Below are 11,721 nucleotides of genomic sequence, written 5' to 3' on the forward strand. Positions count from 1 at the left end.
TTTTCCTGCTGGTCAGCTACGCGCGTTGACTAGGATTGGTCCACCGGCCCCGCGCGTCGCCGCCGCCCGAGTGCCGTCACCCTCGGTAGCGTTTCTCCTTGACAGGGGAGGAGTAGGGGCGACCTATGGATGTTCGTTCATCGGACTGTATGCTCCGGACAGCGGTACCAGGTGTCCGTTTGGTACGGCTTCATTACCGGTCTCATATGTCTGGGTTTCGAGATTGATCACGAGTTTACGTGATCAAAATGCAACCAGCAGGGGGATTGGTAGCAGCCAGTCGGTGACGGATAGTGGATCCGCTTGTGCTCGAAACCGGTCACGCGCTCGGGGGCGCCGACTCTACGAGCAGCTGTGACGAGACGATTCCGGCTTCGGAACCGCTCGTCACACTTCACTTCGGTAGTGATTCCTGAGGAGGCAACCCATGCGCGGAACTACGCGCGTGAAGTGGGTCGTCGGTGTGGCCGTTTTGGGCCTGGCCGCGACTGCGTGTGCGAGTGACAGTGACGACAAGGGCAGCAACGGGCTGCCCAGTGGTTACTTCTCGGCGTACAGCACCGAGCCGCAGAAGGCCATCCAGCCTGCGAACTCGAACGAGACCGGTGGGTTCTACGCCCTCCAGTTGATGTTCCGCGGTCTGTACACCTACGACTCCAAGACCGGGCAGCCCGTGCCCGCGATGGCGGAGTCCGTGGAGAGCCCGGACGCGACGAACTACACGATCAAGATCAAGCCGAACTGGACGTTCCACAACGGCGAGAAGGTCACTGCGAAGTCCTACGTCGACGCCTGGAACTGGGGCGCCAACTCGGACAACAAGCAGATCAACGCCTCGTGGTTCGAGCTGATCGAGGGTTACGCGGCGGTGCACCCCAAGGAGGGCGCGCCGACCACCAAGGAGCTCAGCGGCCTCAAGGTCGTGGACGAGAACACGTTCACGGTCAAGCTGACCCAGCCGGTTTCCTCCTTCAAGTCGCGCCTGGGCTACGTGGTGTACAACCCGCTGCCGCAGGAGTTCTACAAGGACCCGAAGAAGTACGGCGACGCGCCGATCGGTAACGGTCCGTTCCAGATCGACACCGGCAACGGCGGCTGGGACCACAAGAAGTCGATCACCGTCAAGAAGTTCGACAACTTCGCGGGCACCGACAAGGCGAAGTCGAACGGCGTGCGCCTGCTGTTCCCGACGACGTACGACGCCGGTTACACGATGCTGCGCGACAACAAGCTCGACGTGATCGACCAGATCCCGACGTCGGCGGTCGGCACCTACAAGCAGGACCTCGGCGACCGGGCCTTCGAAGGCCCGCAGTTCACCATCCAAAAGGTCGGCTTCCCGCTGTACGACGCTGCCTGGGGCGCTCCGGGCAAGGAGAAGGTCCGCCAGGGTCTGTCCATGGCGATCGACCGCGAGGGCATCACGAAGGCGCTGTACAAGGGTGCCGAGAAGCCCGCGACCGACTGGCTGGCCCCGGGTATTCCCGGCTACAGCAAGGACGTCACCGGTGATCTGACCAAGTTCGACCCGGTTCGGGCCAAGCAGCTGATCACCGAAGGCGGCGGCATCCCCGGTGGCAAGTTCACCATTGCCACCAACGCGGACGGGCCGCACAAGGAATGGATCACCGCGGTCTGCAACAGCATCAACGAATCTCTGGGGCAGCAGGCCTGCGAGCCCAAGCTCTACCCCGAGTTCAGCACCTTCCGTGACGACATCACGAACAAGAAGATGACCGGCGGGTCTCGTACCGCGTGGAAGGGCGACTACCCCTTCCCGGACAACTTCCTCGCCGACATCTACAAGACCGACGCGGCCTCGAACGACTCCGGCTACTCCAGCCCGGTCTTCGACGACCTGGCCAAGCAGGCCATGGCCGCGACCAACCAGGACGAGGCCATCAAGCTCTGGCAGCAGGCCGAGCAGCAGATGGCGAAGGACGTCCCGTCGATCCCGCTGTGGTACTACGTGACCAAGGCCGGCCACTCGAAGAACGTCTCCAACGTCCAGTTCGACCCGTACGGCAACCCGGTCTGGACCGAGGTCACCGTCAACAAGTGATTCGGACGATGATCCGGCACTGACACATGATCCGGCCGCACCCGTAACCGGTGCGGCCGGATCTGTGAGTGTCGGACCGAGCCGGCCCCGCGTGATCCGCGGCGCCGGCTTCCGGTCCGATTTCCCGGCTTCGGGCCGACGACGACAGCAGGAGGCTGGCATGGGGCGTTATGTCGTACGGCGGCTGCTCCAGATGATCCCGGTGTTCATCGGGACCACATTCTTGATCTACTTCATGGTCTATCAACTCGGTGGCGACCCCATCGCGGCGATGTTCGGCGACAAGGGGGCCGACCCGGTCTTCGTTCGTCAGATGCGTGAAGAGTTCCACCTGAACGACCCGCTGCTGGTGCAGTACTGGTACTACATCACCGACCTGCTGCGCGGGGACTTCGGCACAAGCTTCAACGGCCGTCCCGTGGCGGACGAGCTCCAGCGCGCGTTCCCGGTCTCGATCCGGCTCGCGCTGATCGCGTTCCTGATCGAGATCATCGTCGGTGTCGGCCTGGGCCTGCTGGCCGGTCTGCGCCGCGGCAAGTTCGCCGACAGCTTCGTCCTGGTCACCACGCTCGTGGTGATCTCGATGCCGGTGTTCGTGCTCGGCTTCATCCTTCAGTACTGGCTCGGCCTCAAGTGGCACGTGTTCGACTCCACCGCCGGCGCGGACGCCACGTGGCAGCAGTTGCTCCTGCCCGGCATCGTGCTCGGGTCGTTGTCACTCGCGTACGTCGCGCGATTGACGAGAACGAGCGTCGCGGAGAACGTGCGCGCCGACTACGTCCGAACCGCGACGGCCAAGGGCCTGCCGCGTCGCCGCGTGGTCACCCGCCACCTCCTGCGCAACTCGCTCATTCCCGTGGTGACCTTCCTCGGCGCCGACCTCGGCGCCTTGATGGCGGGCGCGATCGTGACCGAGGGCATCTTCAACGTGGAAGGCGTCGGCCGGCTGGTGTATCTGGCCGTCACCAAGCACGAGAACGCGACCGTCGTCGGCGCGGTCGCGGCACTGGTGATCATCTACCTGGTGATGAACCTGATCGTGGACCTGCTGTACGCCGTCCTGGACCCGAGGATCCGGTATGCCTGACAACTCCAAGGAACAGCGCGAGCAGCTGCCCACGAGCAGCAACGAGCAGCCGGCCTTCGGCACGGTCGAGGCACGCACGCTCGCGGTCGCCGACGAAGAGGGCTTCTCGCTCGAGAAGCGCGGCGCCTACTCGGCGCCCGACGTCCAAGGGCCGCAGGACAAGCCGCGCGGGGCGTGGGCCGAGGCGTGGCGCGAATTGCGCCGCAGCCCGCGGTTCTACATCTCCGCCATCCTGTTGCTCGTCCTGCTCGTGATGGCCTTCTTCCCCGGGTTGTTCACGAGCGCGGATCCGCGGTACTGCCCGATCGCGCGCACCGACGTGTCGCCCAACGGCGATCACTGGTTCGGCACCAACACCCAGGGCTGCGACGTGTACGCGCGCACCATGTACGGTGCGCGGGCGTCGATCATCGTCGGTGTCGCGACGACCGCGATCATCGTCGTGATCGGTGGTCTGATCGGTGCGATCGCCGGTTACTTCGGCGGGTGGCTCGACGCCGTCCTGGCCCGCGTGACCGACATCTTCTTCGGCATTCCGCTGCTGCTGGCCGCGCTGGTCTTCATGAGCGCGTTCAAGGACCGCACGATCTGGACGGTGGTCACGGCGCTCGGCATCTTCGGTTGGATGCAGATCGCCCGCATCATGCGCGGTTCGGTGATCACGGTGAAGTCGTCCGACTACGTGGTCGCGGCCAAGGCCCTCGGCGCCGGCACCCCGCGTATCCTGGCTCGACACGTGCTGCCCAACGCGATCGCCCCGGTGATCGTGGTGGCGACCATCTCGCTCGGCACCTTCATCTCCGCCGAGGCGACGCTGTCCTTCCTCGGCATCGGCCTGCCGCCGAGCGAGGTCTCGTGGGGCGCGGACATCAGCACCGCGACCAACGTGCTGCGGACGGCCCCGTACCAGCTGTTCTTCCCGTCGGCGTTCCTGTCGGTGACGGTCCTCAGCTTCATCCTGCTCGGCGACGCGGTGCGCGACGCTCTCGACCCGAAGCTTCGCTGAGGGAGGGGACAGACAAGTGACGACGATTGACATGAAGAAGCCCGAGGGAACGGGCACGGCCCCCTCGGGCCCGCTCCTGGAGGTCGACAACCTCCACGTCGAGTTCCGCACCCGTGAGGGCGTCGCGAAGGCGATCAACGGCGTCAGCTACGACGTCAGCGCGGGCGAGACGCTCGCGGTGCTCGGCGAGTCCGGTTCGGGCAAGTCGGTGACCGCGCAGACGATCATGGGCATCCTCGACATGCCGCCGGGCCACATCACCCAGGGTGAGATCCGGTTCCACGGCAAGGACATGCTCAAGATGGGCCGGGAGGAGCGCCGCAAGATCCGCGGCCAGAAGATCGCGATGATCTTCCAGGACGCGCTCTCCGCGCTCAACCCGGTGTACTCGGTGGGCTTCCAGCTCGCCGAGATGTTCACCGTGCACCGCGGGATGTCGCGCAAGGACGCCAAGGCCAAGGCCATCGAGTTGATGGACCAGGTGCGCATCCCGGCCGCCAAGGACCGGGTGAACGACTACCCGCACCAGTTCTCCGGCGGTATGCGTCAGCGCATCATGATCGCGATGGCCATCGCGCTCGACCCCGAGTTGATCATCGCGGACGAGCCGACCACCGCACTCGACGTGACCGTGCAGGCGCAGGTCATGGACCTGCTCGCGGACCTGCAGCGCGAGCGCAACATGGGCCTGATCCTGATCACCCACGACCTCGGCGTGGTCGCCGACGTCGCGGACAAGATCGCGGTCATGTACGCGGGCCGAATCGTCGAGCAGGCGCCGGTACACGAGCTCTACCGCAAGCCCGCGCACCCCTACACCAAGGGACTGCTCGAATCGATCCCGCGCCTGGACCACAAGGGTCGCGAGCTGTACGCGATCAAGGGCCTGCCGCCGAACCTGATGCGGATCCCGTCCGGCTGCGCCTTCAACCCGCGCTGCCCCTACGCGCAGGACATCTGCCGCAGCGAGGTTCCGCCGCTGTTCGATATCTCGGTCGGGCGTGGCAGCGCATGCCACTTCTGGGAGACCGTGGTGGAAGGAGAAACCCGTGTCTGAGTCCACGGCCGGCGCGAGCGCCGCCGATGTGCGCAAGGCGGTCGAGCCGGTCGCACCAGGTGAGCCGATTCTGCAGGTGCGTGGCCTGGTCAAGCACTTCCCGATCACCCAGGGCATCGTCTTCCAGAAGAAGGTCGGCGCGGTCAAGGCCGTCGACGGCGTCACCTTCGACCTGATGAAGGGCGAGACGCTCGGCCTGGTCGGCGAGTCCGGGTGTGGCAAGTCGACGGTGGCCCGACTCCTGATGAACCTGGAGTCGATCACCAAGGGCAGCGTCATCTACAAGGGCGACGACCTCGCGAAGTTGTCGGGTCGTGCGCTCAAGGCCGTGCGCCGCAACATCCAGATGGTCTTCCAGGACCCGTACACCTCGCTCAACCCGCGGATGACGGTCGCCGACATCATCGGCGAGCCGTACGACATCCACCCGGAGGTCGCGCCCAAGGGCGACCGCAAGCGGCGGGTGCAGGAACTGCTCGACCTGGTGGGTCTGAACCCGGAGCACATCAACCGGTATCCGCACCAGTTCTCCGGCGGTCAGCGCCAGCGCATCGGGATCGCCCGCGGCCTCGCGCTCAATCCCGAGATCATCATCGCGGACGAGCCGGTCTCGGCACTGGACGTGTCGGTGCAGGCGCAGGTGGTCAACCTGCTGGAGAAGCTCCAGAACGAGTTGGGCCTGTCCTACCTGTTCATCGCGCACGACCTGTCCGTGGTGCGGCACATCTCGGACCGTGTCGCGGTGATGTACCTCGGTCGGATCGCCGAGGTCGGCACCGACGAGCAGATCTATGAACACCCGACGCACCCGTACACGCAGGCGCTCCTGTCGGCCGTCCCGGTCCCCGACCCGGACGGTCGCGAGAACCGCGAGCGGATCATCCTCACCGGTGACGTGCCGTCGCCGGCCAATCCGCCGTCGGGCTGCCGGTTCCGGACCCGGTGCTGGAAGGCGCAGGACATCTGCGCCGAGCAGGAGCCGTTGCTGCAGATCCAGCCGGGGCTTGGACTCAAGGGCGAGGGCGCGCACGACAGCGCGTGCCACTTCGCCGAGGAGAAGGACATCGTGGGCGCCGGCGCCGCCTGATCGATGTGCGCGGCCCTGCCGCATGCGGGACACCCGAAGAGGCCCGCCGTTCCCACGGAACGGCGGGCCTCTTTCGTGTTCGCCTCTCGGACGCTTCGCGGTGTGTGCCGAAGGTCAGCCGGTCAGCGAGCGCCTGAGGAAGGCGACCTGGAGGAGCAGGAGATTCTCCGCGACCTGTTCCTGCGGTGTCATGTGGGTGACACCCGACAGCGGCAGCACCTCGTGCGGGTAGCCGGCCGCGAGCAGCGCGCTGCTCAGGCGCAGCGTGTGCGCCGCGACGACGTTGTCGTCGGCGAGGCCGTGCACGAGCATCAGCGGGCGGCGCGTGTCGGCCACCTCGCCCAGTTCGCCGCCGCGCACCAGGGACGTGTGGCGGTACGCGTCGACCTCCTCGGCGGGCAGGCCGAGGTAGCGCTCGGTGTAGTGCGTGTCGTACAGCGCCCAGTCGGTGACCGGGGCGCCCGCGACCGCCGCGTGGAAGACGTCCGGACGGCGGAGCACGGCGAGTGCCGCGAGGTAGCCGCCGTAGGACCAGCCGCGAATGCCCACCCGCGTGGTGTCGAGGTACGGACGCTCGGCCGCGAGCGCGGCGAGGGCGTCCACCTGGTCCTGGAGGGTGACCCGGCCGAGGTCGAGGTGGATCGACTTCTCCCATTCGGGGGAGCGGCCCGGGGTGCCGCGCCCGTCGGCGACGATCACCGCGAAGCCTTGGTCGGCGAACCACTGCGAGGTCAGGTGCGGGTTGCGCGCGGCGAGCACGCGCGGGCCGTGCGGGCCGCCGTACGGGTCCATCAGGACCGGGAGCCGGACGCCGGATGCGGGGTCGAAGCCGGTCGGCAGGATCAGCGCGCACGGGATCGCGCGCTCGCCGGCGAGCAGCAGTTCGACCTTCGCGGTCAGTACGGGCGTCGCCGCGTAGGAGGTGATCTCGCCGACCTCGGCGTCGCCGCGCCGGATCGACACCCGGGCGCCGAAGCGGTCGAGCGACGAGGACAGCAGCACCGTGGTGTCGCCGGCGCGGACCGCGGTGTGCACGCCGGGCTCGGTGCTCACCCGGGTCGCCCCGTCGGCGCCCACCCGATAGACGTGGATCTCGCCGATCTCCGGCGCGGCGGCGTCGGTGCCGGCCGACGCGGTGATCAGCACGTCCTCGTCGCCCACGTCCAGGATCGAGCGGACGAACAGGCGACGGTCGGTCAGCTCCTTGTCCGCCACGACCAGGCGGCGCGCGCCGTCGGCGTCGACGAGGCGCACCAGCCGGCCGTCGGGGGTCCACGCGGGCACGCCGGGAAACAGATCGATCCACACGTCGTCGGTCTCGGTGTGCAGCTCGCGGGTCGCCCCGGTGGTGACATCGACGGCGAGGGTGAGCATGCGCTTCTGGTCGCGTGGCAGGACGCTCAGGAGCGGGTCGCCGCCGGCGGACCAGTGCACGCTCGCGAGGTAGGGGTACGCGTCGTGGTCCCACACGAGCTCGGTGCGTGAGCCGTCCAGGCCGAGCAGCCACGCGGTGACCTCGGCGTTGGCGGTACCGGCGGCCGGGTAGGCGACCTCGGTCGGTGCCTTGGCCGGGTTGGCGGGGTCGCTGATCCACCAGCGGTCCACCGGCGCGTTGTCCACGCGCGCGGCGATCAGCGCGGTGCCGTCGGGGGCCCACCAGTAGCCGCGGAAGCGGGACATCTCCTCGGCCGCGATGAACTCGGCCAGACCCCACGTGACGTCGTCGCCGTCGGGCTCGGCGAGCGCGGTGTCGGCCGAACCGTCGGCGGCCACCACGCGCAGGGCGCCGCCGGCGACGTAGGCGACGTGGGCGCCGGTGGGGGAGGGACGCGGGTCGATCACCGGGCCGGGCACGACGAACTCGCGCGGGGCCTCGCCGGCGGCGAGGGACACGGCGAAGAGCCGGCCCGAAAGGGTGAACGCGGCGAGGTCACCCGCGCTGTCGAGCGCGTAGCCGACGATGCCGGCCGCCCCTTCGCGACTGCGTTCGCGCCGGGCGCGCTCCTCGGCGGAGAGGCTTTCGGCCGCGCCGTCGAGCAGGGCCGCGGGATCGGCGACCAGCCGCTCGGCGCGGGCTCCCGGATCGAGGGCCCACAGGCACGTCGCGGGGTGATCGGCGGCCTTGGACCGCAGGAAGGTGATCCGGCCGTCGGCGATGCCGAAGCCGCGCGGAGCGCCTTGGGTGAAGCGCTGAGTGCGGGCGTATTGCCGGGGAAATGTGATCTCCGAGCTCATGCGCCACAGCGTACGGGGCGGGGCCGGCCGGGCGGAGGAGAGTGCGGGGCGAAAGCCGAACACCACCTCGCGCCCGCTGAACGAGTGAATGCGCCTCGTGATCGCAGGCTTACAGTCTGTGTATAGATATGTCCCTTTGGGCCCGAAGGCTTTCTTTTCCCGAGCGAATCTCGGGCCCCTTCGCACTGGAGGTGCGCGACATGGTCGTGTCCGTCTCCGCCGTGCTGCTGCTCGGCGTGCTCGTGGTCTTCTTCGTGCGCAAGTCGGCCCTCAAGCCGGTGCACGCGATCATCTGTTCGCTGCTCGGCTTCTATCTCTCGTCGACATCCATGGCCCCGGGGATCCGCGACGCCGGGACGAGCCTTGCCGGGATGGTGGATCAGATTCACTTTTGATCGAGTGTCGCCGGTGTGACCGGGCCTCGGGGGGGCGTGGCGACCGGGAGCCGCGGATGTGCAGTGCGCCTCGGCCGGCCGGGCCTTGGTGCTCGGGGTTTGTAGGCTCGTATGCCATGACCAACAGATGGCTGGCCAATACCGGTGGCACACGTGGGCCCGAGTACGCGGAGCGGTTTCGCAAGCTCGCCGCGCAGGGGCAGGACATGCACGGCGAGGCCCGGTTCTGCCACGACCTGTTGCCCGCCCCCGCACGCGTCCTCGACGCCGGATGCGGGACCGGCCGGGTCGCGATCGAACTGGCCCGGCAGGGCCACGAGGTGGTCGGCGTCGACCTCGACGCGTCGATGCTGGCCGAGGCCCGCGCCGCCGCGCCCGGCCTCACGTGGGTGCTCGACGACCTCGCCGACCTCGACCCGCACCCGCTCGGCGGTCGCCGCAGCTTCGACCTCGTGGTGGCCGCCGGCAACGTGATGATCTTCCTGGCCGACGGCACCGAGGCCGAGGTCGTGGCCGGGCTCGCCCGGATGCTGCGCCCCGGCGGCATCCTGGTCGCCGGCTTCAGCCTCGCGGGCGGCCCGGGCGGCGTCGGCGCGACCCTGGACGCGGACGCCTACGACGCCGCCTGCACCGCGGCCGGGCTGACCCGGCGCTCTCGCTACGCGGGCTGGGGCCGCGAGGCATGGGTGGACGGCGGCGACTACCTGGTCGCCGTGCACGCCGCGCCACCGCGCTGACGCGGTCGGACCGGGGGCGGGCCGGCGGCGGGCGGCTGCGTAGGGTGTCGAGCATGACCGAACGCATTGCCGAGGCCCCGCTGCGACTGCTGCTCGTCCACGCGCATCCGGACGACGAGGTGATCAACAACGGTGCGTCGATGGCGCGATACGCCGCCGAAGGAGTGCACGTCACCCTCGTGACCTGCACGCTCGGCGAGGAGGGCGAGATCCTCGTGCCCGAACTCGCACACCTGGCCGCCGACCGCGAAGACGGTCTCGGCCCGCACCGGATGACCGAGATCGCCGACTCGATGAAGGCGCTCGGCATCGCCGACCAGCGCTTTCTCGGCGGCCCCGGTCGCTACCGCGACTCCGGGATGATGGGCGTGCCGAGCAACGACCGGCCCGACTGCTTTTGGCGGGCCGACGTGGACGAGGCCGCCGCCCGGCTGGTGCCGATCATCCGCGAGGTCCGCCCGCAGGTGCTCGCCACCTACGACGAGAACGGCGGCTACGGCCACCCGGACCACATCCAGGCCCACCGCGTGGCCGTCCGCGCCACCGAACTGGCCGCCGACCCGACCCATGCCGAAGACCTGGGCGAGTCCTGGACCGTCGCGAAGTTCTACTACAACGCGATGCCGCGCTCGGTGCTCAAGGCCGGCATCGAACGCATGATCGCCGCCGGCCAGGACGTGCCGTTCACCGCCGTCGAGGTGGACGAACTCCCGTTCGCGGTGGACGACGAGCTGGTCACCACGGCCGTCGACGCCGGCGACTGGGTCGACGCCAAGTTCGAGGCCCTGCGCGCCTATCCCACACAGGTCTCGGTGGAGGACGGCTTCTTCGCGTTGTCCAACAACATCGGCCAGAGCATCATGTCGGTCGAGCACTATCGACTCGTCCGCGGCGACCTCGGGCCGACCGGCCCCGACGGCCGGGAGGACGACCTGTTCGCCGGCCTGCGCCCGTAAGGTAGCCCTCGTGCCAGACAATGCAGGCCGCATCGCGGCATACGTGGTGCTGTTCCCGCTCGGCGTGGTGGTCGCCTTCATCGGGGCGTTCACCCAGGCGGCCTATCCGCCGGCCGGGTTGATCGTCGCGCTCGCCGGCACCGCCGGCGTGTTCGGCCTGGGCGGCTCGCTGATGAAGACGAAGATCGGTGCCGCCGTCCCGGCCGCCGGGTGGATGCTCACCGTCCTGTTCTTCGCGAGCTGGACGAAGCCGGAAGGCGACTGGATCTTCGTCACCGGAGCGCTCTCGTACATCTACCTGTTCGGTGGCACGATCCTGGCGGTGGCCGCGGCGACCTATCCCTGGGGCGGGATCAAGCCCCTCCTTCTTTCGGGTGAATCGGTCAAGACGCATACGGGGTAAAGCCCTTGCGCCGCCATGCTTGCCTACGGCGCGTGCCTCGCGGGGCACGGCATCGCGAGGCAACAGGGTGGCGGGAGCGCAGTATGGTGTTTGCCGAGGTGCGGTACGCGTCGAGCCCTGGTCACAGAGCGGATGCGACCGTGGCCTCTAGCCCGTCGTACCGGGCAATCTCGGTGGCCGAGTTCGTCCCACTCGCTTTCGACGGGGAGCAGGAGCCCCTCGAAGGCCGTGTCACGACCCGCACGCGGCGTGTGTCCACGCACCGCCGCCGCACTTTCCTGGACACCGCCCGACCCCGGGCGGGGGCGGCCGAGCGCCGCAACGCAACCTTCAGCTGTCGGAGAGCTCGTTCTTCGTGAGTAACGACCAGCCCCCCACGCCCGACGACCCGGGCGCGCAGCCGCGCCGTGACGACCTCGGTGGTGATCCGCATCCGTTCTTCGGGCGGGTCGACCGGTCGTCGTCCGTGCCGGCCGCGGCTCATGATCGAGCCGCTGCGCCCGCGTCGTCTCCACATCCATCCCCCGATCCGTTCGGGGACGACGACGAGTTCGCGTCGTGGTTCGACGACGAGCCGCCCCGCCCCGCGCCCGTCGCGGGGCCTCCGGGTGGCTCGTCGTGGCCCGTCGCGGACGACGAGGTAGCGCCTGCGGTACCCACCCAGGCGCGGCAGGAGGAACCGGCGCCCACGACGGC

General features: G+C 68.7%; 10 protein-coding genes and 1 pseudogene. 10 read left to right on the forward strand and 1 reads right to left on the reverse strand.

Features of this window, described 5'->3' with window-relative positions:
• Positions 1-427 precede the first annotated feature (427 nt).
• The 5 genes from GT354_RS07970 (at position 428) to GT354_RS07990 (ending at position 6,299) form a co-directional block, all read left to right on the forward strand.
• Positions 428-2,062: an ABC transporter substrate-binding protein gene (locus tag GT354_RS07970; protein WP_161355555.1), complete on the forward strand. Its 1,635-nt coding sequence runs from the start codon at positions 428-430 to the stop codon at positions 2,060-2,062.
• Between the two features lie 160 nt (positions 2,063-2,222).
• Entirely contained in the window at positions 2,223-3,149 is a 927-nt protein-coding gene (locus GT354_RS07975) for an ABC transporter permease (protein ID WP_161355556.1), read from the forward strand.
• A complete protein-coding gene (locus GT354_RS07980; RefSeq protein WP_202511628.1) occupies positions 3,142-4,155 on the forward strand; it encodes an ABC transporter permease in 1,014 nt (337 codons plus the stop codon). Before GT354_RS07975 ends, GT354_RS07980 begins: the two co-directional genes overlap by 8 nt.
• A 31-nt stretch (positions 4,156-4,186) precedes the next feature.
• On the forward strand, positions 4,187-5,212 hold the full coding sequence (locus GT354_RS07985) for an ABC transporter ATP-binding protein (RefSeq protein ID WP_161355563.1): 1,026 nt from the start codon (positions 4,187-4,189) through the stop codon (positions 5,210-5,212).
• Positions 5,213-5,240: 28 nt separating this feature from the next.
• A complete protein-coding gene (locus tag GT354_RS07990; protein ID WP_161355562.1) occupies positions 5,241-6,299 on the forward strand; it encodes a dipeptide ABC transporter ATP-binding protein in 1,059 nt (352 codons plus the stop codon).
• Between the two features lie 114 nt (positions 6,300-6,413).
• Here GT354_RS07990 and GT354_RS07995 read toward each other — a convergent pair whose 3' ends face one another.
• Entirely contained in the window at positions 6,414-8,534 is a 2,121-nt protein-coding gene (locus GT354_RS07995; RefSeq protein ID WP_161355557.1) for a prolyl oligopeptidase family serine peptidase, read from the reverse strand.
• A gap of 200 nt (positions 8,535-8,734) precedes the next feature.
• Between GT354_RS07995 and GT354_RS08000 the strand changes: the two genes are divergently transcribed.
• The 5 genes and pseudogenes from GT354_RS08000 to GT354_RS53625 form a co-directional block, all read left to right on the forward strand.
• Positions 8,735-8,929, forward strand: a complete 195-nt coding sequence (locus GT354_RS08000; RefSeq protein ID WP_161355558.1) for a DUF2304 domain-containing protein — start codon at positions 8,735-8,737, stop codon at positions 8,927-8,929.
• 116 nt (positions 8,930-9,045) lie between these two features.
• Positions 9,046-9,666: a class I SAM-dependent methyltransferase gene (locus tag GT354_RS08005; protein WP_161355559.1), complete on the forward strand. Its 621-nt coding sequence runs from the start codon at positions 9,046-9,048 to the stop codon at positions 9,664-9,666.
• Between the two features lie 53 nt (positions 9,667-9,719).
• Positions 9,720-10,622: an N-acetyl-1-D-myo-inositol-2-amino-2-deoxy-alpha-D-glucopyranoside deacetylase gene (gene mshB, locus GT354_RS08010; protein ID WP_161355560.1), complete on the forward strand. Its 903-nt coding sequence runs from the start codon at positions 9,720-9,722 to the stop codon at positions 10,620-10,622.
• Positions 10,623-10,632: 10 nt separating this feature from the next.
• Entirely contained in the window at positions 10,633-11,025 is a 393-nt protein-coding gene (locus GT354_RS08015; protein WP_202511629.1) for a DUF6113 family protein, read from the forward strand.
• Positions 11,026-11,380: 355 nt separating this feature from the next.
• A pseudogene (locus GT354_RS53625) lies at positions 11,381-11,721 on the forward strand (hypothetical protein); the annotation flags it as partial.

Origin of the sequence: Streptomyces sp. SID3343, assembly GCF_009865215.1 — a bacterium.
GTDB lineage: Bacteria > Actinomycetota > Actinomycetes > Streptomycetales > Streptomycetaceae > Embleya.